This is a genomic window from Acrocarpospora pleiomorpha, assembly GCF_009687885.1.
Lineage (GTDB): Bacteria > Actinomycetota > Actinomycetes > Streptosporangiales > Streptosporangiaceae > Acrocarpospora > Acrocarpospora pleiomorpha.
In genome coordinates, this window is sequence record NZ_BLAF01000004.1 from 222,200 (window position 1) to 246,981 (window position 24,782).

Below are 24,782 nucleotides of genomic sequence, written 5' to 3' on the forward strand. Positions count from 1 at the left end.
GTCATCTGGACGCCGGGAGCACGCCGAGTTCCGCCAGCAGATCGGCTGACCTGGCGGTGCGGCCGGTCAGCGCCCGCGGCGGGCCCGAGCAGAGCAGCAGCGCCGCGGCCGGCATGACGCCCGGATCCTCCACGTCGTCCCCGCGGTCGTCGACGAGCCCGTGGAAGACCGTGCCGGGTGTGGGCACGACCTGGTTGGGCGCCAGGGAGTTGACCGCGATGTTGTGCCGGTAGAGCTCGGCGGCGGCGCCGGTGCTGGCCCGCTCGAGGGCCGCCTTGCACATCCCGTAGACAGTGCCGGGCAGCTCGTCGGTCCAGGTGCGCGGCGGCACGGAGGGATGTTCGGAGGCGAGGGAGGAGATGTTCAGGATCCAGCCCTGCCGCTGCTCCTTCATGTGGGGGATCGCCAGCCGCATCAGGTGGTAGGGCGCCTTGACCTGCACCTCGAACATCAGGTCGTACCGTTTGAGCGGCATCTCGTCGATCGCGCCGAAGAAGGTGACGGCGGCGTTGTTGACCAGGATGTCCAGGCGGCCGAACTCGGCGACCGTGGTGGCCACGAGCCGTTCCCGGCCGGCCGCGTCGGTGAGGTCGGTGACCAGGGCCAGGGCCCGGCCGCCGGACTCCTGGATCTCGGCGGCGGCGTCGTCGATCCCGCCTTCGAACGCGCCTGACCCCGAGTCCTTCGTACGGGCGGCGAGAACCACGGTGGCGCCATGCTCGGCGAGGATCTTCGCGATGGACCGGCCGATGCCCCGGCTGGCGCCGGTGACGACGGCGACCCTGCCGGTCAGGTCGGCTGGAGTGACGGACATGCTGACTCCTTGATCAGAAACTGAGGTCGGCCGGGCGCCGGATCCTGCCGCGGGCGTCCCACTCGTAGAAGCCGTGGCCCGACTTCGTGCCCAGCCGGCCCGCCACGACGAGGCGGCGCAGCAGGTCCGGGGGCCGGAACCGCTCGCCGAGTTCCGCGTGCAGGCGCTCGGCGATGGCCAGGCGCACGTCCAAGCCGACCATGTCGCCGAGGGCCAGCGGCCCGATGGGGAAGCGGTAGCCCTTCACCATGCCGGCGTCGATGTCCTCCACCGAAGCGACCCGCTCCTCCACCATGCGGATCGCCTCCAGGCCGATCGCGATGCCCAGGCGGCTGGTGGCGAACCCCGGCGAGTCCCTGACCTCGATCGATTCCTTGCCGATCCGCCGGACGACCTCATGGCAGGCGGCCGTCACCCGGTCGCCGGTCTGCTCGCCGCGGACGATCTCGACCAGCGCCGACCGGGGGACCGGGTTGAAGAAGTGCAGCCCGACGAAACGTTCCGCGTCCGGCAGGCGCCTGGCGAGCGCGTCGATGGACAGCGCGCTGGTGTTGGTGGCGATGACGGCCGCCGGGTAGGCCGTCGCCAGCTCGCTCAGCACGGTGGCCTTCAGGTCCTCGTTCTCGGGTACGGACTCGATGGCGAGCGTGACATCCGTGCGGTCGGGGAACCGGGCGCCGACGTCGAGCATCTCCACGAGCGTCGCCACGTCGGCGGGGAGTTCGTTCCTGGCCGCCCGGCGTTCCAGGCCGCTGACGATCCGCTCCCGGGCGGCGAGGGCCGCGGCGGCGTCGACTTCCTTCAGGGAGACCGCGAAGCCGTTCTCGAGGAAGGTCTGCGCGATTCCGGCACCCATGGTGCCACCCCCGACCACGAGGACACGTTCCGTGTCCGGCAGTGCGTCACTGTTCACCCGCTAAGTATACCAAACGATCGGTACACTTTGTTTTCCCTGGGCAGTTTGAGCATGCGTTCGGCGATGATGTTCCGCAGCACCTCGCTGGTGCCGCCCATGATCGTGTAGCTGGGGGAGTAGGCCAGGCCACGCCCGAGGCCGTCCCAGGCCAGGGCAGGCAGGCCCAGGGTGTGGGAGACGAAGGCGGCCACCCGCTGTTCGTGTGACGTGCAGAACGCCTTGGTGACGGCCGAGAAGCCGGCCGGGCCCTGGCGTGCGGTCTCCCTGAGCACCAGGAGCCGTCCGACCCGGTAGCCGGTCTCCAGCCGGGCGATCTCCTGCCTGACCTCGGCCTTGGAGACGTCGGCGTGGGGGAGTGCGGCGTCGTACAGCAGGCGGTTGGAGAGCAGCCGGTCGACGCCGCCGCGCTCGTGTTCGAGCTGCCGCATCGTCTGCCCGAAGGCGGCGCCCTCGGCGCCGACGAGATTGTCGGCCGGGACCTCGACCCCGTCGAAGAAGACCTCGCAGAAATGCCGCCCGCCGGCCATGTCGACGATGGGGCGCACGGTGACACCGGGCGTGTCCATCGGCACGATCAGCTCGCTGATGCCCCGGTGTCCCGTGCCGTCCCCGGTGCGGCAGATCAGGTAGCAGAAGTCGGCGCCGGCGGCGAAGCTGGTCCAGGTCTTCTGGCCGTCCACCACCCAGCCGCCGCCGGTCCGGCGGGCGCGGGTGCGCAGGGAGGCCACGTCACTGCCCGCGCCGGGCTCGCTCATGCCGATGCACCAGGTCGTCTCCCCGGCCAGGATGCCCGGCAGGAACCGCCGTCGTTGCTCCTCGGTGCCGAAGGCGATGAGGGACGGGCCGATCTGGCGGTCCGCGAACCAGGTCGCCGCGATGGGCGCGCCCGCGGTCAGCATCGCCTCGCTCACGATGAACCGGTCGAGGGGCGGGCGGCCGCCGCCGCCGTGTTCCACGGGCCAGCCCATGCCGATCCAGCCGCGCCCGGCGAGTTCCTTCGAGAAGGCGCGGGAGTACCCGGTCATCCAGGCGTCGCAGTGGGCGCCGAACCGGGTGACGGCGTCCCCGGCGACCTCCGCCGCTTCGGCCGCCAGGCGGCGTTGCTCAGGTGTCCAGTCGAAATCCATCGTTCACCATCCATCGTTCACCTTCCGTGGCCCGCGGGTACGGGGCCGTGGCGCACTCGACGCGCCCGTGGGACTGTCCAAGGTGGTATCGCCTGAGGTCGGTCTCGGCGGTCAGGCCGTAGAACGTACGGCCATCGGGGCCGCCGAGCACGCACGCGACCGCCCAGCGGCCAGGGGTCGGCACGGTGTGGGTGACCCGGCCGTCCGCGTCGATCCGGACGAACTCGCCGGTGAACGGTGAGCCGAACCACACGCCGCCCGCCGCGTCGAGGCAGAGGCCGTCGGCCTGGCGGTGCCCGAGGTCGGCGTGGACCGTGCGGTCGCGCAACGCCCCGTCGCCGGCGATCCGGAACCGGGTGATGAGCCGTCGCGGCGTCTCGGCGACCAGTAACTCGTCCCGCTCGGTGACCGCCATGCCGTTGGCGAAGGTGACGTCCGGGCAGGCCACCGAGACCTCGCCCGAGGGGCCGACGCACAGGAGGGGACCCGGCCGGGGCCATTCGCGGAGGGCCAGGTCGTAGCCGAAACAACCGACGAACAGATTGCCGTGCCGGTCGGCCGTCATGTCGTTGAGCAGCCCGACGGCCACCCCGTTCAGGTCGGCCCAGGTCCGGGTCGCGCCGTCGGGGCCCACCCGCAGCACCCGCCCGGTCCGCATCGACGCGACCAGGAGCACCTGACCGGCGAAGGCCAGCCCGGACGGGGTGCCGGAAACCGGCAGGCGGCCCGTCACCCGTTCGCCGGTGACGGTCAGGACCTCCCCGTGGTCGAAGTCGGAGAGCCAGAGCCGGTCGTCATGCCAGCGTGGCGACTCCACGTATCCGAGACCGCCGACGAGCACCTCCAGCTTCACGCCACCTCCTGTAGTCGGTACGTTCAGTATACCAACTAGCCCCGCCGAGGTGTGACGGTATTGCGGGCGTAACAGGCATGACATATACTAAGCGTCCAGTATCTATTATGCAATGCGACCATGCCCCGCCGCCGTGGGTATGGGGTACGTGCTCGAAGGAAGTGAGATGAGCTTCATGACGCGGGTTGGGACACAGTCGGCGGCGGATCTGGCGGCACGGCGTGACCGTCTGGAGGAACGTGCCGGGACATGGACGCCGCGCACGCTCGACGGTCACCTCGACGCCTGCGCGGCCGAGTTCGGCGAGCGGCCCTTCCTGATCTCCGACCGCGGTGTGGCGACGTACGCCGACGTGGCCCGCAGGTCGCGCGAGCACGCGGCGGCGCTGGCCGCGGCCGGTGTCGGGCCGGGCACCCACGTGGGCCTGCTGATGGGCAACTCAACCGAGTTTTTCGCGATCACGTTCGCCGTCTCGCGCCTCGGCGGCACCGTCGTGCCGGTCAACTACCAGCTGGCGCCGCGCGAGCTGGCGTTCGTCCTGCGCCACTCCGCGTGCGGCGTCGTGCTGGCCGACCCCCGCCTGCCCGGGGGCGCCCACTCGGTCGACCTGCTGAAGGCGATCTTCGAGCACGCGGGCCGGGACCACTTCCCCGACCTCGCGTCCATCCTGCTGACCGACCCCGGGGACGGCCCGGAGGCCGGCTTCGACTGGAGCCCGTACGCCCCGACAGCCGCGCGCTACGAGGGCGCCGGTCAGTCGGACCCGGACGGGACCTCCCATCTCTTCTACACGTCGGGGTCGACCGCGTTCCCCAAGGGCGTGGTCATCCGGCACGACGCGCTGCTCAGGGAGTCGTACGGCACGGCCTACAGCCGCGCCTACGACGACGGCTGGCGAATGATCATGTCGCTGCCGCCGTTCCACATCTTCGGCGTCATGCAGGGGGTCGTCGGCCCGACATGGGCGGGCGGCAGCACGGTCGTCGAGGCCGCGTTCGACCCGGAGCGTCATCTGGAGCTCATCGAGCGCCACCGGGTGACCGACATGATCTCGGTCCCCGCGATGAGCCGGCGCCTGGTCGCCGCCGCCCGGGCCGGGCGTCACGACCTGTCGTCGATGCGCGCGATCTTCAGCGCGGGCAACGCCGTCCCGGCGGCGTCCTGGCGGGAGATGCGGGACTGCCTGGGCGTCACGGAGCTCTCGACCGGCTACGGCATGACGGAGGCGCCGGGCATCCTCTTCATCGTCAAGCCGGACGACCCGTTCGAGACGCTCAGCGAGACCGTGGGCGCGCCCAAGCCCGCCGGCGTCGCGGGCATCCCCGACCTGGGCGGACGCCAGCACCGGTGCCGGATCGTCGACCTCGACGACGGCACGGACGTGCCGGAGGGCGTCAGCGGGGAGATCCTCATCGCCGGGCCCACGGTGGCCAGGGAGTACTGGAACAGCGGCGACGACACACGCGCCGCGTTCGACGGCGAGTACCTGCGCACCGGTGACGTCGGACGCCTGCGGCCCGACGGTTTCCTCGTGCTCACCGGCCGAGTCAAGGAGATGTTCAAGAGCGGCGGCGAGAACGTCACGCCCAAGGAGGTCGAGTTGGCCGTCTACGAGCACGACCAGGTGCAGCAGGTCATCGTGGTCGGCATCCCCGACGAGAAGTGGGGCGAGACGGGCTGCGCGTGGATCGTCCCCAAGCCGGGCGCGACGGTGACCGCCGAGGAGATCGTCGACCACTGCCGGTCGCGGCTGGCACGCTACAAGATCCCCCGGGTGGTGTACTTCATCACCGAGTCGGAGCTGCCGCTGACGGGTATCGGCAAGCTCAACCGCAAGGGCCTGGTGGACATGGCGGTCGAGCGGCGCGGGATGAGCTGACGCGGGAAGAACTGACGAGGTCGCGCGACCACCGGTCGCGCCCTTGTCACCACTAAAAGATACTGACCGATCAGGAAACTTACAGGAAGGCACCGGGATCCATGACAGCGTCGCTGCCCACCCGATTCACCCAGCTCCTCGGCATCGAGCACCCCGTGATGCAGGACGGGATGGGGTCGGGCTCGTTCACGACCGGGGATATCGCGGCGGCCGTCTCGGCCGCCGGGGGCCTGGGCTCCGTCAGCACCGCCGACCTGTGGGCGGAACCGGCGAAGGCGGAACGGGTCTTCCGCGGCCAGATGGAACTGGTCGCCTCCCGGACCGACAAGCCCTTCGCCGCGAACATCCCCATCGGGGTCGACCACTCGGGGGACGTGATCGGGGCGTCCACGAACCACCTCAACTACGTCATCCAGGCCCGCCGGGAAGACCCGGCCCTGGAACGCCAGCTTCGGGTCGTGACGACGTCCGGCGGGCCGCCGGACCAGTTCCGCGCGGTGATCAGGGACGCCGGGCTGCTGCACTTCCACAAGGTCGGCTCGACCCGGCAGGCCCTGAGGGCCGAGCGGGCCGGTGTCGACCTCATCATCGCCTCCGGGTTCGAGATGGGCGGACACACCCACTCCAAGCCGGTGCACACCTTCGTGCTCGGCCCCAACGTGACCGAGGCGGTCGAGGTGCCCGTACTGATCAGCGGCGGCGTCCGGGACGCGCGCGGGCTGGCCGCCGCGTTGTGCTTCGGGGCGGACGGCGTCGCGATGGGCACCCGGTTCATCGCCACCGAGGAGAGCAACTGGCACCCGGCCATCGTCGCCAGGGTCCTGGAGGCGAAGGAGGGGGACGACACCCTCTTCCCCGGGATCTACGGGCCCATCCGGGGGTTGCGCAACGAGGCCGTACGCCTGCTCCAGAAGCTGATCGACGAGGGTGCGACGCCCGAGGAGATCACGGAGTGGAAGGCGGCGGCCTTCCGCCGGGTCCAGGACGAAGGAGACGTCCACCTTGGCCTGTTCCCCACGGGACAGGTCGCCAGCGGGATCACGGAGGTCGTGCGCATCCCCGACCTGGTGTCCGGCATGGTCTCGGGCGCGGCCGCCATCCTGGCCCGGCTCGCCGGACCTCGACCGGTCTCCTGACCGACACCGCCCAGGTCTTCGAACACGTAGTGAATGAGGAGTCGCCTTGCCCGAAGCCGTCATCGTCAGCGCCACCCGCTCGCCCATCGGAAGGGCGCACAAAGGAAGCCTGACCACCATCCGCCCGGACGAACTCGCCGCCCAGGTGACGCGGGCCGCGCTCGACCGGGTCCCCGGCCTTGACTCCGGCACCGTCGACGACTTGATCCTGGGCTGCGGGCTCCCCGGCGGGGAGCAGGGCTTCAACCTGGGCCGCGTGGTGGCCGTCGGGCTCGGGCTCGACCGGCTGCCCGGTGTCACCGTGAACCGGTTCTGCTCCTCCTCCCTCCAGACCACCCGCATGGCGATGCACACCATCCGGGCCGGCGAGGGCGACGTCTTCCTCTCCGTAGGCGTCGAGACCGTCTCCCGGCTCGGCCCGACCCCGCCCGACTCGGACGCCTCCACCCACAACCCCCGGTACGACACGGCGCAACGTCGAACTGCGGCACAGGCCGCGGCCAACGCGGCATGGTCCGACCCCCGCGACGACGGCGAGGTCCCCGACGTCTACATCGCGATGGGCCAGACGGCCGAGAACGTCGCCACCCGCTACTCCGTCTCCCGGGAGGATCAGGACCGCTTCGCCGCCCGCTCGCAGAACCTGGCGGAAGCGGCGCTCGACAGCGGGTTCTGGGACCGCGAGATCACCCCGGTGACCCTGCCGGACGGAACCGTGGTCGCACGCGACGACGGGCCCCGGCGCGGTACCACCCTTGCGGGCCTGGCCCGGCTGGAGCCGGTGTTCCGGCCGAAGGGCACGGTGACCGCGGGGAACGCGTGCCCGCTCAACGACGGCGCGGCGGCACTGGTGATCATGAGCGACGTCCGGGCCCGGGAACTCGGCCTGACCCCGCTGGCCAGGATCGTGGCCACCGGCGTCTCCGGGCTCTCGCCGGAGATCATGGGCATGGGCCCCGTCGAGGCGACCCGCGACGCCCTGAAGCGGGCCGGGATGTCCCTGGCCGACGTCGACCTGTTCGAGATCAACGAGGCGTTCGCGTCCCAGGTGCTGGCCAGCGTCGACGAACTCGGCCTGGACCTCGCCAAGGTGAACGTCCACGGCGGCGCCATCGCCATCGGCCACCCCTTCGGGATGACGGGCGCGCGGATCACCACGACGCTCCTCAACGGCCTGGCGAGCCGCGACGCCACCATCGGGCTGGAGACCATGTGCGTCGGCGGCGGCCAGGGCATGGCGATGGTCCTCGAGCGGCTGAGCTGAGGATCGGGAAGGAACGGCGAAATGGACGTCGACCTGAGCATGCTGCTCATCCGGCTGGCACTGGGACCCATGCTGGTGGCGCACGGATGGAACAAGCTGGCCGGCCCCGGCGGAATCGGCGGCACGGAGCAGTGGTTCGAGGCGCTGGGAGTTCGCCCGGCCCGCCTGCACGCGCGGCTGGCGGCGGGTACGGAGATCCTGGCCGGGACGGCCATCACGCTGGGCGCGCTCACCTGGGCCGCGGGTACGGCGTATGTGGGCCTCATGCTGGTGGCGGCGCTGACCGACCATCGCGGCAAGGGGTTCTTCGTCTTCAAGGGCGGCTGGGAGTACACCATGGTGGTGGCGCTGACCTCGGTGGCCCTCGTGGCGGTGGGACCGGGACGATGGTCGGTCGACCACCTCATGGGCTGGGAGATGGCCGGTCCGGTCTGGTCCCTGGCGGCCGCCGTGCTGGGGGCGGGCGCGGGCGGATTGTTGCTCGCAGTCTCCTACCGGCCCTCCGCGACTGCGGGTGACGAGTCGTAACAGAACTCGACTCGTACACTTACCGAGAAGTTTACTTTACCGAAACCTTGCGACCCTTTTGCGGCCAAGTCTACACTCACCGGCAAGTATACATCGACTGGCCGGGAACCCTGAAAGTCGCTCCCCCGATGTGGAGCAGTAAGGAATGACCGATGTTGGATTCCGTTAGGCGTGCGGCGCTCGCCGGTTTCGCCGGTGTCCTGGCGCTGGGTGTGCTGGGAGCGTGCGGGTCGAGCGACTCGGACGCGCCGAAGATCACCGCCGCCCAGGCGACCGACAGCTCGGATCGCCTGGCCCCCAGGCCGCTGTCCCAGCGGACCACGGTGACCATGGCGCAGGTGGGGGCGATCATCTCCAACCTCCCCGTGTACGTCGCGGACGCCAAGGGCGAGCTGGAGAAGGAGAACATCGAGCTCAAGCTCGAAACCATCGGGATCCCCGACAACCTTCTGGTCGTCGAGCGGGGCGACGCCGACTTCACCAACGGCACCGTGTCGGCCGGCATCCTGAACTTCCAGGCGACCGGCAAGAACGTGCGCTTGGCGTTTCCCGGCGGCACGACCCGGCCGGAGTCCAAGTTCGGTCTGTGGGTGTCGAAGAAGATCGCCGGCGACGACGGCGTCGTCCAGCCCGGGGAGCTCAAGGGCCTGAAGATCTACGCCCCCTCGGGGCCGAACGTCAGCCTCTACTACTACCTGGAGCCGATCAACGCGACGTCGGCCGACGGCACCAAGGTCAGCCCCGACGATGTCACCCTGGAGACACTCGCGGCGGCCGACATCGCGACCGCGCTCGCCAACGGCTCGGTCGACGCCGGTCTCCTGCTCGACCCCTTCTGGCTGAGCCTGCAGGGCAAGGACTGCTGCGTCTGGGTGTCGGGCAAACCCGACTACCCGGTCTCCGCCTACCTGTACGGCCCATCGCTGCTGGAGAAGGAACCGGAGGTCGGCCTCGCGCTGACCAGGGCCCTCACCCGCACCGTCCGCGACCACCTCCAGGGCGACTGGACGAAGAACCCGGCGATCGTGGAGATCGCGAGCAAGTACACCGGCCAGCCCGGCGACTCCCTCGTCAAGCTGCCCGCGGACAACTACGGCACCGGCGACCCCGCCCAGATGGCCACGCGACTGGACCAGCGTTACCTCGACGGCGCCCAGTCGGAGTTCGCCGCCCGCAAGGTCGCCGGCTCCTCGATGCTCACCTACGACAAGCCGCTGGAGTACACCTCCGTCTTCTACGACGGATTCCTGAAGGAGCTGGCCGGATGAGGGTGACCGCGCCGCCGGAGGCCGGGGCGAAGGTGCGGGTCGAGGGGGTCTCGAAGGTCTTCCCGCACAAGGCCGCGCCGGTCCAGGCACTGGACGCCGTGGATCTCACCATCGGCGAGGGCGAGTTCGTGTGCATGGTGGGCCCCTCGGGCTGCGGCAAGTCGACCCTGCTGCGCATCGTCGCCGACCTGATGAAGCCCAGCACCGGCCGGGTCGAGGTGTCCCACGTCGACCCGGCCCGCCCGTGGCGCTCGGTGGTGTTCCAGGACTACGGCATCTTCCCGTGGAAGACCGTCGCCCAGAACGTGCGCCTGGGCCTGCGGCTCAACGGGGTGCCCAAGAAGAAGAGCGCGGAACTGGCCGCGACGTGGCTCGATCGGGTCGGGCTGACCGACTTCGCCGACGTGCTGCCGGACACGCTGTCGGGCGGAATGCGCCAGCGGGTCTCAGTGGCGCGGGCCTTCGCGCTGGAGCCCGAACTCCTCCTCATGGACGAGCCGTTCGCGGCCCTGGACATCCAGCTCCGCACGATCATGCAGGACGAGCTCGTGGCCCTGTGGCAGACGCGGCGGCGCTCGGTCCTGTTCATCACGCACAACCTGGACGAGGCCATCTACCTGGGCGACCGCGTGGTCCTGATGAGCTCGCGCCCCGGCCGGGTGGTCGCCGACTTCCAGGTGCCCTTCGAACGCCCGCGTGACCCGCGGATCCGGGGCTCGGCGGAGTTCGCCGAGCTCGAACAGCGGATCTGGGACCTGCTGCGGGTCGAGGTGGAGAAGGCGCTGCCCGGGACGATGAAGACTGGCGCGGGGGACTCGTGATGACCGAAGTGACGAGCGAACCGGTCAGCGGCACGGTCGAGCGGCCGGTGACCGAACAGAAGACGGTGCGCGTAGTCCCCGGCCCACGCGAACGCGACCTGAGGAGGTCCGTGCGCCGCAGGCGCCGGCTGGACAACACGCTGCGCTGGGGGACCCCGGTCGTCCTCGTGGTGTTGTGGCAGCTCACCGCCGTCAACGAGCTCATCGACCGCGACTTCTTCCCCGCGCCGACCGACGTGGCGGTCGAGGCAAGACGGCTCATCGAGGAGGGCATCCTGTGGGAGCATCTGTGGGGTTCCATCCGGCGGATCCTCCAGGGCACGGCCCTGGGGTCGGCGCTGGGGGTGACGATCGGCCTGTGCCTGGGCTCGGTGCGGTCGCTGCGCGTCGCGATCGGGCCGATCATCAGCGCCCTCTACACGGTCCCCAAGCTCGCGGTGCTGCCCCTGCTGCTGCTCATCTTCGGCCTGGGGGAGCGGCCCACCGTCCTGCTCATCATGATCGCGGTCTTCTTCGTGGTCTGCATCTCGACGACGGCGGCGGTCCTGGAGGTCCCGAAGGGATACCACGAGGCGTTCGACTCCATGAGCACCTCACGGGTCAGGCGGTTCCAGCACGTGATCATTCCGGCGGCCATGCCGGGCATCGTCGTCTCGCTGCGGATAAGCGCGGGAATGGCCGTCCTGGTGGCGATCGGCGTCGAGTTCGTCCACGGGGACAACGGGCTCGGATTCCTGATCTGGCAATCCTGGCAGTTGTTCCTCGCGCCGCGGATGTATGTGGGAATCGTCACCGTCGCGCTGTTCGGTGTCGCGTTTCAGGGGGCGATCACACTTCTCGGACGCCGGTTGACACCCTGGATTCCGAGCGTCAGCGGAAGGTGACGTTCCAGGGCGAAACACAGTGAACCACACGCCGACGGCGGAGCGAGAGGCCCGCCGTCGGCGCACCGCACTGACGTGATCGGGGTCCGGGTTACCCTATGCTGGTCGTTGGTACCAGCCGCCGGAATGAGGCTTGACACCTCCAACGGAACACATGGAGATACCGTCGTTGTCGTCTCGAACAGGAGCGGGCTCATGACGGTTACGCGTCGCTCGGCGAACCGAAAGCCGGCTGAGGAAAGACGGCAGCAGATTCTCGAATGCGCGACCGAGTTGTTCGCTCTCCAGGGGTTCGATTCGACGACCATGGACGACATCGCGCGGGCGGCCGACATAACCAAGCGCACGCTCTACCGTTTCGTGGCGTCCAAGGAAGAACTGCTTTTCGAGCTTCACGACAGCTTCACCGTGCGGCAGCTCTTCCCCCAGACCGCCGACGACGGCGACCCCGTCGAAATGCTGGTGGCGTTCATCGCCCGCCATGTACAGATGGTCGCCGAGCATCCGACGGCGATCGGCGTGTTCTTCGGGGAACGCAAACACCTCAGCGAGAAGAACGCCAGGCTCATCGAGCGGCGCCGCGACGACTACGAGTCCGCAGGGGTGTCCATCATCCGCATGGGCATCGACCAGGGCGAGTTCGTCGACGTCAACGCGCGGGTCGTGGCGCAGGCGATGCTCGGAGCGATGACCGAGATGCACCGCTGGTACCGGCCGGACGGCCCGCTGCCCGTGCCCAGGATCGCCGAGCTGACCACCGATCTGTTCCTCCGCGGCGCCGCCGCCGACCGGGGCTTGGCGCTGCCCGCCGCTCCGGCCTCGCCCGACGTGAAGACCTCGACGGTGAACTCCGGCCGCCAGAAGGTGGTCGAGGCGGCCACCAAGAGCTTCGCCCGGGCCGGATACCACGCGAGCTCGATCCGCGACCTCGCCGACGCGGCCGAGATCACCAAGGGCGCCGTGATGTACCACGCCCACTACAAACACGATCTGCTCGAAGAGATCCACCGCGAGACCTACAAGGACAGCATCGCGCAGTTGCAGTCGGCCCTGCGCCGCGTGTCGACGGATCCCGTGACGATGCTGGTCGCGCTCATCCGTTCCCACACGGAGTTCGTCGCCGCCCGGCGCGACGCCATCGCCGTGATCAACGAGAACATGCGCTACCTGGAACCCACAGCCCACCGCAGCATCGACAAGCTGAACGTGCGCTGGGTGGGCATCTTCCGCGACGTGATCGAGGCGGGGATCGACTCCGGCCAACTGCGCCCACTGGACGCTGGTCTCATGACGCGCACCCTCATCGGCATGTTCAACTCCGCGGCCCGCTGGTACAACCCCGCCGGCCGGTTGAGCCCCGCAGACCTCGCCGACATCTTCGCCCGCCTCTTCATGCTCGGACTGCTGCCGAGCGAACGTACCTAGGGCATTCGCCAGGTGTGATTCGTTACGGTCACCATCCCGGAGGGGGCGTCACCGGCCCGGTGGACCAGCGCTCGCCGCGCAGCGCCGACCGCACCAGTTCCAGCATGCGCCGCTGGTCGGCGATGGCCTGGTCCCTGCTGCTGGTCTCGTGACCGCCGGTGAACCAGTCGAGGACGACGTCGCCGCCGGCGCGTTCGAGCGACAGGGCGTACTCGTGGACCTGGCGCGGCGGGCAGCGGGTGTCATGGGTGGCGTGGCTGATCCAGACGGGCGCGCGGACGTCGCCGACGTAGGTGATGGGGGACGCCCGCCGGTACTTGTCGGGTACTTCGTCGGGGAAGCCGCCCATGAAGTACCGCCACGCCCGCTGCTGCGCAGGATTCTGGTCGTTGTACGCGGAGAGCCAGTCGGCCATCGGCACGAACGCCAGCGCGCCCGCGAACAGGTGGGGCGCGCGGCCCATCGCCAGCAGCGACAGGTAGCCGCCGTAGGAGACGCCTGTGACGAAGACCTGGTCCTTGGCGGCCATCCCCTCGGCCACCAGCCACTGGACCGCGGCGTTCAGATCCTCCAGTTCCCGGTCGCCGAGCGACGGCCGGAACCCTTCCCGGAACTCGCGGCCGAATGTGACCGAGCCACGATAGTTCAGCGCCGCGTAGCCGACGCCCTCGTCGAGCCAGGTCTGCGCCTGCGCGTTGTACCGGTCGACTGTCACCATGTTGGGGCCGCCGTGCAGATAGAGGACGAGCGGGCCAGGGGCGGTGGCGCCGGGCGGCACGCACGTCCACAGCTGCAGCGCCGTGCCGTCGGCGGAGCGGATTGTGCGCGAGACGGCGCGGACGCCGGCGGGAGCGCTGCCGGGCCGCCGGAGCGTGGTGGCCCCGCTGCCCCGATCGACGTCAAGGACCGTGAGGGGGATGTCGAAGCGCTGGCGCAGCAGCCGGATGCCGTCCTGGCCGTAGTGGGAGGCCCAGATGTTCAGGTGGGTCGCGGCGACGTCAGGCTCGAAGTAGGCGCCCGAGGGGTGGTCGACGGGTGCCACCTCCCCGGTGCGGACATCGAGTTCGAGCATGCGGTGGACGCCCCCATCCACGTGCGCCAGCAGCACGTACGCCGCGTCGTCGGACCAGTCCAGAGGCACGACGTCGCCGACCAGGTGTGGGGCGCCGACGTCCAGGCGGCTCCCGTCGAGGGGGTTCCAGACGCAGGGCCGGGCGAACCCGGATCGCTCCGTCGAGACGAGCAGGCGCGGGTCGCCGGGCACGGGGGAGAAGCGCACCGCGCGCACCGGGCTGGCCGGACCGTCGGACAGGAAGGCCAGGACGGTCCCGGAGGCGGGGTCGAGCACGGTCACCCCAAAGCGTCGAAGGCTCGGGTCGTGGTCGGTGGTGTCGACGCTCACCAGCGTCCCGTCGGCGGAGATCAGGCCGTTCCACGCCTCGTTACGCGAGGTGAACAGCCGCCTGGGCGGTCCGCCCGCGACCAGCCAGAGGCTGAACCCGTCCGCCGCGACGGCGGTGAGCACCACCTGGTCGCCCTCCCGGGCCACGTCGATGCCGCGCAGCGTGTACGGCGGCAGGCCGGGGGTCAGGTCGCGCACCGTGCCCGTCGCCAGGCAGGTCGCCATGACGTGTCCCATCTCGGAGCCGTCGTCGTCGGAGTGGTGGCTCAGCACGGCGTCGCCCGCGGCCGTCAGTACGGCGTTCTCCGCGTCGCCGACCTTCCCGGTTACCGGGCGGGTCACATCCTCCCGCACGTCCCACACCGACAGTCGAGGACCGATCTCGGTGTCCTCCACCCACAGCACAAGGTCTCCCGCTCCCCGGCCCCGGCGAAGGGTCAAGCACTGACGGGCTTCGAAGAAGCGTTGCCACGGCATGATCGCTCGGTCCTCTCAGATGTCCATAGGAAAGTCAGCAAGGGTTCCGCCTCACTGCGCCAAGCCCCATTGCTCCAGGTTCCACCAGGGTCCCTCGACCGGGTTGATGCTGATCGGGCCGCCGAGCCGCCGGTTCCACAGCAGCACGTTGGGGACGGCGCCGAGCGGGATCGACGGGACGGCGGAGGCGATCAGCTCGTCGGCCTTGACGGACGCCGCCGTACGGGTGGTCTCGTCCAGCTCGGCGTCCACCTGTTCGAGCAGCGGGTCCAGGCCGTCCACCTTGGCCCTCATGAAATTGATGCCGGAGCGGCCGTTGGCCTCGGTCGGGATCGAGGTAGAGCTGAAGGAGTTGCTGAGCGAAGGGTCGGGGAAGGTGTCGACGAGGGTCCACAGGCCCATCTGAAAGTCGCCCGCCGGTGCCTGCTTGCCGAAGAGGTTGGCCGGTGTGGTGTTCTTGATGTCCAGCTGGAAGCCAGCCTCCTTGAGCTGCGTCTGGAGCACCTGCTCGGTCAGCTCGCGGCGCTTGTTACCGGCCAGCGAGACGATCGTGAAGCGGGCGGGGCGGCCGTCCTTGGCCCAGATCCCGTCCGCGTTCTTCGCCCACCCGGCGCCGGTCATGATCTGCTGGACTTTGGCCAGGTCGCGGGTGTACTTGGCGAAGGCGGATGCCGCGTACGTCGAGAGGAGCGGCGACAGGAAGCTCTGCGACGGTTCCTTGACCCCGAGCGAGCCGTACAGCCGCTCGACGATCGCTTTGCGGTCGACGGAGTAGGCGATGGCCTCGCGGACCGGCTGGGAGTCGAACGGGAACGTTCCGTTGTTCATCCAGAGCGCTTCGAGGTTGCCCGTCTGCGCGTCCACCTGCGTGTTGGCGTCCGGCAGCCCGGACTTGATCTGCTCGACCGCGTCGAGCTGCGGCGTCGGGTAGAGCGCGTCGAGCTGGCCGCTCTTGAACGCCTGGAAGGCGGCCGCGGTGTCGGGGGTGAACTGGAAGGTGACCTGGTCGAGCTTGGGGCGCTCGCCCCAATACCGGTCGTTGGGGACCAGGGTGACGGAGATGCCCCTGGCCCATTCCTTGATCTTCCAAGGGCCGCCGCTGAAGTCGTAGCCGTCCTTCATCACGGCGTTGCGGTCCTTGCCCTGCAGGAGATGCGCGGGCAGCACGCCATACCCGGAGCTGAACAAGGTGCGCCAGCCTCCGTAACGGGACTTGAGGGTGACGACCGCGGTCTTCTCGTCGGGCGTCTCGATCGAGGAGATCCGGTCGTAGCCGGTCTTGTCGAAGACGTCCTTGCCGTCGCGCACCTGCAGCGCGGTGTACTCAAGGTCCTTGGAGGTGATGGGCTTGCCGTCGGACCAGACGGCCTCGGGGCGGAGCTTGTAGGTGATCTGGGGGCGGTCCCCATCTTCGATCGTCGGCTCCGAGGCCATCAGCTGGGAGGCGACGGGAACCCAGTTGTCTCCCTGGCGGCGCACCTCGAACACTTTGGGGATGGTAGGGGTTTGCATGATGTAGGTGCCCCAGATGGATCCTCCACAGGTCCCGATCCAGTCGGTGCAGTCTGGTTCCTGCTCGGCGCCGATGACGATGGCGCCACCCGTCCGGACGTGGACGGCCGCGGACGTGGACGGTCGCGCGGCAGGGGAGGTGTCGGCGGGGATCGAGCAACCAGCCGAGCCGAGGGCGAGGCCGGTCAGACCGGCTAGCGCTGACAGGGGGAATCTGTGACGGTGGTTCATGCGCCGGACCTTCCTTGACAAACCGCCGTACCAGCGGAATGTGACCCACATCGTAGATACGCTGGGCATACATGGCAAGGAGGATGGGCAAACTCATAGTCAATGCCGATGACTTGTGCAGGAGACGCTCGAACAACGCCTGAGGATCGAGATGGTTCTCGCTGATCGTCATCTCGGCTCTCGGGGTGATCCTCTCGCTGGCCCTCAACGAGATCGAGCGATTCCTGGCACCCTGGCGGGCCGGTCGCTGAATTTGCTACTTAACTCTTCCGCTACGCAACCAGAGTGTGGCAGATTAGGGTTGTGTATACACGCCAAGGTGAGGAACTGTCATGACCACCGTTCTACCCGGCCACTGCGGGGTTGTCGGCGGCGGTCGGATGGGCGCCGGTATCGCCCACGCCCTACTACTCGCTGACCGCCGCGTCACGCTGGTGGAGCGCGATGAGCAGGCCGTGGAGGCCGCCCGCGACCGGGTGGCCCGTGCCGTCGGGGCCAGTGTGAAGCGCGGCGTCATCGGCGCCGCCGCCGAGCCCCTGTCCCGCCTCACCACCGTCACCGGCCCCGCCGGGCTGGCCGGGGCCGGGTTGGTGATCGAGGCGGTGCCCGAGGACCTCGATCTCAAGCTCGTCACCCTGCGCGCCGTCGAGGACGCGGTGGAACCCGGCGCGGTGATCGCGTCCAACACCAGCAGCATCTCCCTCGACACGCTCGCCGGGGCGCTGGCCCGGCCCGAGCGCCTCCTCGGGCTGCACTTCTTCAACCCCGTCCCGGCGAGCAGGCTGGTCGAGGTGGTGATCGCGGCGGCCACCGATCCGGCGCTGCGAGACCGGGCCGTGGCGTGGGTGAGGGAGATCGGCAAGACCGCCGTGGTCGTGCGGAACGCGCCGGGCTTCGCCAGCAGCAGGCTCGGGGTCGCCCTCGGGCTGGAGGCGATCCGGATGGTCGAGTCCGGCATCGCCGCCGCCGAGGACATCGACGCCGCGATGACGCTGGGCTACGGCCACCCGACCGGGCCACTGCGGCTCACCGACCTGGTGGGCCTGGACGTGCGGCTGGGCATCGCCCGCTACCTCGAACGCGAGCTGGGCGCCCGGTTCTCCCCGCCGGCCCTGCTCGTCGAGCTCGTCGAGCAGGGCCACCTGGGACGCAAGACCGGCAAGGGTTTCTACGAGTGGAGCGAGTCATGAGCACGGAGACGCTGCCGAGTTACCTGGAGGGCGCCTGGCGGCGCGGTGCCGGCGCGGGGACCCCCGTCGCCGACGCGGTCACCGGCGCCACCGTCACCCACGTCAGCAGCGAGGGCCTCGACCTCGCCGCCGCCGTGGCGTACGCGCGCGGGACCGGCCTGGCCGCGCTCGGCGAGCTGACCTTCCACCAGCGGGCCGAGGCGCTCAAGGCGGCCGCCCTCGCGCTCCGCGAGCGCAGGCAGGAGCTGTACGACCTGTCGGCGCGGGCCGGGGCGACGCGGAGCGACGCCCAGGTGGACGTGGACGGTGGCATCGGCACCGCGCTGGTGTATGTGAGCCTGGCGCGCAACGGGCTGCCCGACCACACGCTGATCGCCGAGGACGACCCCGTGCCGCTGGGGAAGGGCGGCACGTTCGCGGGCCGGCATGTCCTGACCACTCCGCGCGGGGTCTCCTTGCAGATCAACGCGTTCAACTTCCCGGTGTGGGGCATGCTGGAGAAGCTCGCGCCCGCGCTGCTCGCGGGACTGCCCACCATTGTCAAGCCCGCGACTCCCACGGCCTACATCGCGGCCCACGCCGTGCGCGTCATCGCGGACGCATTGCCTCCCGGGGCGGTCCAGCTCGTCAGCGGGAGCATCCCGGGACTGTTCGACCTGCTCGGCGGGCAGGACCACATCGGGTTCACCGGGTCCGCCGCCACGGCAGCCCGGCTACGGGCCGACCCGGCCATGACTCGCCGATCAGCTCGCTTCAACGCCGAAGCCGACTCCCTGAACTGCTCGGTGCTCGGCCCGGACGCTGTGCCCGGACAGCTGGAGTTCGACCTGTTCGCCGACGCGCTCGTGACCGAGATGACGGTCAAGGCGGGGCAGAAGTGCACCGCCATACGCCGCGCGTTCGTGCCCGCGGTTCTCCTCGACGCGGTGTCGGAGGCGGTCGAGGCCCGGCTCGCGCGGGTCGTCGTCGGCGCGCCGGGTGCGGCGGGCGTGACCATGGGCGCCCTCGCCGGCCTGGCCCAGCGGGAGGACGTGCGCGCCGCGGTCGCGCGGCTGGCCTCGGCCGGCGCGATCGTGTACGGCGACCCGCACAAGGTCGAGGTGGTGGGGGCCGACGGCGAGCGGGGCGCGTTCCTGTCGCCGTTGCTGCTGCGCGTGGACGACGCGGCCCGCCCGGAACCGCACGAGGTGGAGGCGTTCGGCCCAGTGAGCACGCTCATGCCATACCACGGGGTCGCGGACCTGCTGGACCTGGTGGCCCGCGGCGAGGGATCCCTGGCCGGATCGGTCGTCTCCCGCGACGGGGACTTCGTCCGCGAGGTCGTGCTGGGGGCGGCCGCCCACCATGGCCGCATCCTCGTGCTGGACCGCGACAGCGCGGGGGAGTCCACCGGGCACGGCACCCCGATGCCCCAGCTCGTCCACGGCGGCCCCGGCCGCGCGGGCGGCGGCGAGGAGGAAGGCGGCCTGCGCGCCGTCCACGCCCACCTGCGGCGCACCGCCGTCCAGGGCGGGCCCGCGGTGCTCGACGCGATCACGGCTGGATAGCCCGGCAATTTCGAACGTACTCAGACAGGAGAAGCGATGAGCATCGACTCTCGTACCGGCGCCGCCCCCCTGCCCACTGGGCCGCTCAGCCGGGTCGACTACAGCGAGCGCATCCCCAACAACGTCGACCTCGCGGGCGACCGCCGCCTCCAGCGCGCGCTGGAGGGGTGGCAGCCGAAGTTCCTCGACTGGTGGAAGCAGCTCGGCCCGGCCCTGCCGACCAAGGACGTCTACCTGCGGACGGCGGTCGCCGTGGGGCGCGACGGCTGGGCGCACTTCGACCACGTCCCGATGGACGAGTACCGCTGGGGCATCTTCCTGGCCGAGCGGGACCCCGACCGCAAGGTCAACTTCGGCAAGCACAAGGGCGAGCCGGCCTGGCAGGAGGTGCCGGGCGAGCATCGCGCCGACCTGATGCGGCTGATCGTCGTCCAGGGCGACACCGAGCCCGCCTCGGTCGAGCAGCAGCGCGTCCTCGGCAACACCGCGCCGAGCATCTACGACCTGCGCAACCTTTTCCAGGTCAACGTGGAGGAGGGCCGCCACCTGTGGGCGATGGTCTACCTCCTGCACGCCTACTTCGGCCGGGAGGGCCGGGAGGAGGCCGAGCAGCTGCTCAAGCGCAATTCCGGCGATCTGGACGCGCCGCGCATCCTGGGTGCGTTCAACGAGGAGACGACCGACTGGCTCCAGTTCTTCATGTTCACCTACTTCACCGACCGGGACGGCAAGTACCAGCTCGGCACGCTCAAGGAGTCGGCCTTCGACCCGCTGGCGCGTACCTGCGAGTTCATGCTGAAGGAGGAGGCCCACCACATGTTCGTGGGCACCACCGGCGTGCAGCGGATCCTGGAGCGCACCGCCGAACTGATGAAGCGGCACGGCACGGCCGACGTCTTCCCGCACGGCGGCATCTCCCTCGACGTCATCCAGAAATATCTGAACTTCCAGTACTCGGTCTCCATGGACCTGTTCGGCTCCGAGCAGTCGACCAACGCCGGCAACTACTACACCTCCGGTCTCAAGGGCCGCTGGATGGAGACCCGGCGCAAGGACGACCACGTCCTGCTGGAGGCCACCCGCGAGATGCGCTACGTCGAGGACGGCCAGATCAGGACCAGGACGGTGCCGATGCTGAGCGCGCTCAACCTGGACCTGCGCGACGAGTACGTCGCCGACTGCGCCAACGGCGTCCGCCGCTGGAACCAGGCGCTGGAGGACGCGGGCCTGACCGAGCGGATCCACCTGCCGCACGAGGGCTTCAACCGCAAGGTCGGCGTGTACACCGGCCACCGCATCACCCCGCAGGGCGAAGTCGTGGACGAGTCCACCTGGCAGGCCCGCGCCGACGAGTGGCTGCCCACGGCCGAGGACCGCGCCAAGGTGGCCTCTCTCATGGTCCCCGAGTACGAGTACGGCAAGTTCGCCGGCTGGATCGCCCCGCCGAAGACCGGCATCAATGACCAGCCGGTCGAGTTCGACTACGTGCACCTGGCCGAAGAGGGACTGCTCTGACCCGCGGCCCCGCGCCCGGCCCGCCTTAGGTCCGGGCCGCCGCGTCCTCGTCCATCCGGTCCCACTGCTCCTGGGCCCGCCGGTGCCACCGGTTGTGCAGGTCGTGGAAGACCGCCGCCGCCCGGGGGCCCGGCCAGTCGTGATCCAGCAGCTCGGGCGGCAGGTCGGGATCGAGGAACGGGAAGCGCCGCCACTCCTGGATGAGCAGCACCTGGTTGACGAACGCCTCCCGGTCGGCGGACACCTTGGTTCCCTCGAAGTGTTCGATGAAGGCCAGATACCGCCGTTCCACGTCGTCGAGGTCCCACGCGGCCGTGATCAGTTTGCCGGTGTCGCCGACCCCGGCCGACGGCCCCGTCCAGGCGTACGCGCGGTCGTGGAGGTCGAGTTCGGCGATGACGTCGCGCACGGCGGCCTCCTTGGACGCGTCGGGCACCACCCACAGACCGGGGGCGGGGGAGCCCAGCCCGAGCCAGGTCAGCCGGGTGCGCAGCCGGTGGCGCAGCTGACGCTGCGTCTCCGGTACGCCGACGGTGAGCACGAGCCAGCGGCCGTCCCAGCCGTGCGGCTTGCGCATGAAGCCGTAGATGCGGTCGGTGCCCTCGCGCAGCAGCCGGTCCCCGGCCGGTGTCAGGTTCCAGCGCACCCGCCGTCCGTGGCGGGTCGAGTCCAGCAGGTCCTCGGCGGCGGTGCGGGCCAGGGACTGCCGCGCGGACTTTTCCTCGATGCCGAGGGCGCCGAGCGCGCCGACCAGGGTGCCCGTCCAGACCTGGCCCCCGCGCGGGAGCACGAACTCCCCGAGGACCGTCAGCAGGATCGAGCGCGCGCTGGCGGCTGCCTTCTCACGCTGGCGTTCAGCCGGTTCGGCCACCTGGCCGGAGGTCGTGCGCGCATCGCGCGGGGCCAAGTCTGCACTCCTGTCGCTCGACACGGTGGTGACGCGCATTCTGCCAGGCCGGGGGTGCCGGCGCGCAACGTACGCGACACCCGGGCCTCGTCACTGCCCGAGCATGTAGTAAATGCTACAAGAACTTGACGTAGCGTCGAGTATGCGTCGAATATTGATAGGGCAAAGCCCCGATTAACCATGTACGGAGCCCGCATTGACTGTCACTGAGAGTGCCCCGGTGGTCCGCTTCGCGACCTCCCCGGACCGGTACCGGCACTGGACGCTCGACCTGGACGGGGAAGTGGCCACCGTCACGCTGCGCGTCGCCGAGCACGGCGGCCTGGTCCCCGGCTACGAGCTCAAGATGAACTCCTACGACCTCGGCGTCGACATCGAGCTGTACGACATCGTCCAGCGGCTCCGGTTCGAGCACCCCGGGGTCAGGGCGGTCGTGGTGACCGGCGGCCTGGAGCGCATGTTCTGCGCCGGCGCCAACATCCGCATGCTCGCCCAGGCCTCGCACGCCTGGAAGGTGAACTTCTGCAAGTTCACCAACGAGACCCGCAACGGCGTCGAGGACGCCTCCGCGAACTCCGGCCAGACCTGGATCGCTGCGCTCAACGGAACGGCCGCCGGCGGCGGTTACGAGCTCGCGCTCGCCTGCGACCAGATCGTCCTGGTGGACGACGGCTCCTCGGCCGTTTCGCTGCCCGAGGTCCCCCTGCTCGGCGTGCTCCCCGGCACCGGCGGGCTGACCAGGGTGGTGGACAAGCGCCATGTCCGCAAGGACCGCGCCGACCTGTTCGCCACCAAGCCCGAGGGCTATCGCGGGGCCACGGCCGTGGAGTGGGGACTGGTGGACGCCGCCGTGCCGCGCAACTCCTTCGCCGGGGAGGTCGGCAGGCGTGCCCGGCTGGCCGCCGCCTCCTCGACGCGCCCGTCCGACGCCGTGGGCGTCACGCTGACGCCGCTGGAGCGCGCGGACGAGGGCGACACGATCACCTACCCCCACGTCTCGGCGAAGATCGACCGCCTGGCCCGCCGCGCCGACATCACGGTAGAGGGCCCGCGTGACGCGCCGCCGGCCGGCGCCGCGGCGGTGCTGGCCCAGGGCGCGGACTACTGGCCGCTCGCCGTGACGCGGGCGCTGGACGACCTTGTGCTGCACCTGCGCGCCAACGAGCCGGGGCTCGGCATCTGGGTGCTGCGCGCCGTCGGCGACGCCGAGCGCGTGCTGGCCTACGACGCCCAGCTGCGCGAGCTCGCGGACGACTGGTTCGTCAACGAGGTGCGCCACTACTACAAGCGCACGCTCAAGCGCCTCGACGTCACCAGCCGCAGCCTGATCGCCGTCATCGAGCCCGGCACGGCGTTCGCCGGCCCGCTGCTGGAGCTGGCCCTGGCCGCGGACCGGCAGTACATGCTGGAGGGCGTCTACCAGGACCGCGGAGACGAGGTTCCCGCCACCATCCGGCTGAGCGAGTGCAACGACGGCGCCTTCCCCATGGGCAACGGCCTGTCCCGGCTGGAGTCCCGCTTCTGGGGCAACGAGAAGGACCTCGCCGCCGCCCGCGCCCGCATCGGCGAGCCGCTCGACGCCGCCGCCGCGGTGGAGCTCGGCCTGGTCACCCTGGCCCTTGACGACATCGACTTCGAGGACGAGTTGCGCATCGTGCTGGAGGAGCGCGCCTCGCTGTCGCCCGACGCGCTGACCGGTATGGAGGCCAACCACCGTTTCGTCGGCCCGGAGACGCTGGAGACGAAGATCTTCGCCCGCCTCAGCGCCTGGCAGAACTGGATCTTCATCCGCCCGAACGCCTCCGGTCCGGACGGCGCCCTGCGCCGCTACGGCACCGGGCGCAAGGGCGAGTACGACCTCACGCGGGTCTGACGATGAGCGCGTTCGACGTCGACGTGCTGATCGTCGGAGCCGGGCCGGTCGGCCTGTTCGGCGCCTACTACGCCGGCGTGCGCGGTCTGCGCACCGCGGTCGTCGACTCGCTGAGCCAGGTCGGCGGCCAGGTCAGCGCGATGTACCCGGAGAAGGAGATCTTCGATGTCGCGGGGTTCCCGGCGGTGTCGGGCCGTCGGCTGATCGCCAACCTGGTCGAGCAGGCCGCGCCGTACGACCCGGCGTACCTGCTCGGGCAGGAGGCCCAGCGGCTCGACCGCGTCCCCCGCGGGGGCCGCCCCGACCTGCTCGTGGTGAAGACCGGCGCGGGAACCGAGATCACCGCCGGAGCGGTCGTCGTGACGGGCGGCATCGGCACCTTCACCCCGCGCCCGCTGCCGGCGGGGGAGGAGTTCCTCGGCCAGGGCCTGGCGTATTTCGTGCCGGACAGCGCGGACTACGAGGGAAGGGACGTCGTCGTCGTAGGCGGCGGCGACAGCGCGGTGGACTGGGCCCTCATGCTCCATCCCATCGCCGCGAGCGTCACGCTCGTGCACCGCCGGACCGCGTTCCGGGCCCACCATGGCTCGATCGGGCGACTCACGGCTTCGCCCGTGAAGATCATCCTCAACGCCCAGGTCACGGCCGCCCTCGGCGGCGAACGGCTGGAGCGGGTGGAGGTCGGCGTGACCGGCGAGGACGGCGTGCGCACGCTGCCGTGCGACCGGCTCGTCGCGGCGCTCGGGTTCACCGCCAACCTGGGGCCGCTGCGCGCATGGGGTCTCGACCTGCGCGACAACCGCCATCTGGTGGTGGACCCGGCGATGCGCACCAACGTGCCCGGCGTCTTCGCTGCCGGCGACATCGCCGATTACGACGGCAAGGTCCGCCTGATCGCGACCGGCTTCGGCGAGGTGGCAACCGCCGTCAACAACGCGGCCGTGCACCTCGACCCCCACGCCCAGCTGTTCCCGGGGCACTCGACCGACGGCCCGGCGCCGCTTTAGCCGTTCCGCCAACAGGAGATCCACATGCCGTACGTCATCGCCGCGCCATGCATCGACGTCATGGACAAGTCGTGCGTGGAGGAGTGCCCGGTCGACTGCATCTACGAGGGGGACCGCAAGCTGTACATCAACCCCAAGGAGTGCATCGACTGCGGCGCCTGCGAGCCCGTCTGCCCGGTCGAGGCGATCAGCCAGGACCGGCGGGA

General features: G+C 70.2%; 21 protein-coding genes. 14 read left to right on the forward strand and 7 right to left on the reverse strand.

The window, feature by feature from the left end; translation table 11 throughout:
- Position 1: 1 nt before the first annotated feature.
- Genes Aple_RS01055 through Aple_RS01070 form a run of 4 tightly spaced genes read right to left on the reverse strand, consistent with a single transcriptional unit; the run spans position 2 to position 3,710 of the window.
- Positions 2 to 814: an SDR family NAD(P)-dependent oxidoreductase gene (locus tag Aple_RS01055; protein WP_155342504.1), complete on the reverse strand. Its 813-nt coding sequence runs from the start codon at positions 812 to 814 to the stop codon at positions 2 to 4.
- A gap of 13 nt (positions 815 to 827) precedes the next feature.
- Positions 828 to 1,727, reverse strand: coding sequence for a 3-hydroxyacyl-CoA dehydrogenase family protein (locus Aple_RS01060; RefSeq protein WP_246264023.1), 900 nt, complete (start codon positions 1,725 to 1,727; stop codon positions 828 to 830).
- Positions 1,724 to 2,857: an acyl-CoA dehydrogenase family protein gene (locus Aple_RS01065; protein ID WP_155342505.1), complete on the reverse strand. Its 1,134-nt coding sequence runs from the start codon at positions 2,855 to 2,857 to the stop codon at positions 1,724 to 1,726. The genes Aple_RS01060 and Aple_RS01065 overlap by 4 nt, the downstream gene beginning before the upstream one ends.
- On the reverse strand, positions 2,835 to 3,710 hold the full coding sequence (locus Aple_RS01070) for an SMP-30/gluconolactonase/LRE family protein (RefSeq protein WP_170321214.1): 876 nt from the start codon (positions 3,708 to 3,710) through the stop codon (positions 2,835 to 2,837). Before Aple_RS01070 ends, Aple_RS01065 begins: the two co-directional genes overlap by 23 nt.
- A gap of 166 nt (positions 3,711 to 3,876) precedes the next feature.
- Between Aple_RS01070 and Aple_RS01075 the strand changes: the two genes are divergently transcribed.
- From Aple_RS01075 to Aple_RS01110, 8 genes are all read left to right on the forward strand, one after another.
- Entirely contained in the window at positions 3,877 to 5,589 is a 1,713-nt protein-coding gene (locus tag Aple_RS01075; protein WP_170321215.1) for a class I adenylate-forming enzyme family protein, read from the forward strand.
- 101 nt (positions 5,590 to 5,690) lie between these two features.
- On the forward strand, positions 5,691 to 6,725 hold the full coding sequence (locus Aple_RS01080) for an NAD(P)H-dependent flavin oxidoreductase (protein ID WP_155342508.1): 1,035 nt from the start codon (positions 5,691 to 5,693) through the stop codon (positions 6,723 to 6,725).
- 46 nt (positions 6,726 to 6,771) lie between these two features.
- Positions 6,772 to 7,989 (forward strand): acetyl-CoA C-acetyltransferase, encoded by a 1,218-nt coding sequence (locus tag Aple_RS01085; RefSeq protein WP_155342509.1) that lies wholly within the window; start codon positions 6,772 to 6,774, stop codon positions 7,987 to 7,989.
- Positions 7,990 to 8,010: 21 nt separating this feature from the next.
- The gene (locus Aple_RS01090; RefSeq protein WP_155342510.1) at positions 8,011 to 8,517 is read left to right on the forward strand and encodes a DoxX family protein; all 507 of its coding nucleotides are present in this window, start codon (positions 8,011 to 8,013) and stop codon (positions 8,515 to 8,517) included.
- Positions 8,518 to 8,669: 152 nt separating this feature from the next.
- The gene (locus Aple_RS01095; RefSeq protein WP_155342511.1) at positions 8,670 to 9,785 is read left to right on the forward strand and encodes an ABC transporter substrate-binding protein; all 1,116 of its coding nucleotides are present in this window, start codon (positions 8,670 to 8,672) and stop codon (positions 9,783 to 9,785) included.
- Positions 9,782 to 10,606, forward strand: coding sequence for an ABC transporter ATP-binding protein (locus Aple_RS01100; protein ID WP_155342512.1), 825 nt, complete (start codon positions 9,782 to 9,784; stop codon positions 10,604 to 10,606). The genes Aple_RS01095 and Aple_RS01100 overlap by 4 nt, the downstream gene beginning before the upstream one ends.
- Entirely contained in the window at positions 10,606 to 11,490 is an 885-nt protein-coding gene (locus tag Aple_RS01105) for an ABC transporter permease (protein WP_155342513.1), read from the forward strand. Before Aple_RS01100 ends, Aple_RS01105 begins: the two co-directional genes overlap by 1 nt.
- Positions 11,491 to 11,685: 195 nt before the next feature.
- The gene (locus tag Aple_RS01110) at positions 11,686 to 12,915 is read left to right on the forward strand and encodes a TetR/AcrR family transcriptional regulator (protein ID WP_170321216.1); all 1,230 of its coding nucleotides are present in this window, start codon (positions 11,686 to 11,688) and stop codon (positions 12,913 to 12,915) included.
- A gap of 28 nt (positions 12,916 to 12,943) precedes the next feature.
- Here Aple_RS01110 and Aple_RS01115 read toward each other — a convergent pair whose 3' ends face one another.
- Together Aple_RS01115 and Aple_RS01120 are read right to left on the reverse strand one after the other, a co-directional pair.
- Positions 12,944 to 14,722 carry a S9 family peptidase gene (locus Aple_RS01115; RefSeq protein ID WP_218038043.1) on the reverse strand — a complete coding sequence of 593 codons (1,779 nt, stop codon included), beginning with the start codon at positions 14,720 to 14,722 and terminating at the stop codon, positions 12,944 to 12,946.
- Positions 14,723 to 14,845: 123 nt separating this feature from the next.
- Entirely contained in the window at positions 14,846 to 16,537 is a 1,692-nt protein-coding gene (locus tag Aple_RS01120; RefSeq protein WP_155342516.1) for a peptide ABC transporter substrate-binding protein, read from the reverse strand.
- Positions 16,538 to 16,869: 332 nt separating this feature from the next.
- Between Aple_RS01120 and Aple_RS01125 the strand changes: the two genes are divergently transcribed.
- The 3 genes from Aple_RS01125 to boxB are packed head-to-tail and all read left to right on the forward strand — an operon-like array spanning position 16,870 to position 20,789.
- On the forward strand, positions 16,870 to 17,727 hold the full coding sequence (locus Aple_RS01125) for a 3-hydroxyacyl-CoA dehydrogenase family protein (protein WP_155342517.1): 858 nt from the start codon (positions 16,870 to 16,872) through the stop codon (positions 17,725 to 17,727).
- Positions 17,724 to 19,274 carry a phenylacetic acid degradation bifunctional protein PaaZ gene (gene paaZ / locus Aple_RS01130; protein WP_155342518.1) on the forward strand — a complete coding sequence of 517 codons (1,551 nt, stop codon included), beginning with the start codon at positions 17,724 to 17,726 and terminating at the stop codon, positions 19,272 to 19,274. The genes Aple_RS01125 and paaZ overlap by 4 nt, the downstream gene beginning before the upstream one ends.
- Positions 19,275 to 19,310: 36 nt before the next feature.
- Positions 19,311 to 20,789, forward strand: coding sequence for a benzoyl-CoA 2,3-epoxidase subunit BoxB (boxB, locus tag Aple_RS01135; protein ID WP_155342519.1), 1,479 nt, complete (start codon positions 19,311 to 19,313; stop codon positions 20,787 to 20,789).
- 25 nt (positions 20,790 to 20,814) lie between these two features.
- On the opposite strand, the gene Aple_RS01140 is transcribed toward boxB, so the two are convergent.
- Positions 20,815 to 21,696 (reverse strand): PaaX family transcriptional regulator, encoded by an 882-nt coding sequence (locus Aple_RS01140; protein WP_218038044.1) that lies wholly within the window; start codon positions 21,694 to 21,696, stop codon positions 20,815 to 20,817.
- Positions 21,697 to 21,892: 196 nt separating this feature from the next.
- On the opposite strand from Aple_RS01140, the gene boxC reads away from it, so the two are divergent.
- The 3 genes from boxC to Aple_RS01155 form a co-directional block, all read left to right on the forward strand.
- Entirely contained in the window at positions 21,893 to 23,569 is a 1,677-nt protein-coding gene (gene boxC / locus Aple_RS01145; protein WP_155342521.1) for a 2,3-epoxybenzoyl-CoA dihydrolase, read from the forward strand.
- A 2-nt stretch (positions 23,570 to 23,571) separates the two neighbouring features.
- Entirely contained in the window at positions 23,572 to 24,576 is a 1,005-nt protein-coding gene (locus Aple_RS01150) for an NAD(P)/FAD-dependent oxidoreductase (protein ID WP_155342522.1), read from the forward strand.
- 24 nt (positions 24,577 to 24,600) lie between these two features.
- Positions 24,601 to 24,782 (forward strand): ferredoxin family protein (locus Aple_RS01155; protein ID WP_170321217.1); only part of this gene is annotated, 182 nt, incomplete at its 3' end.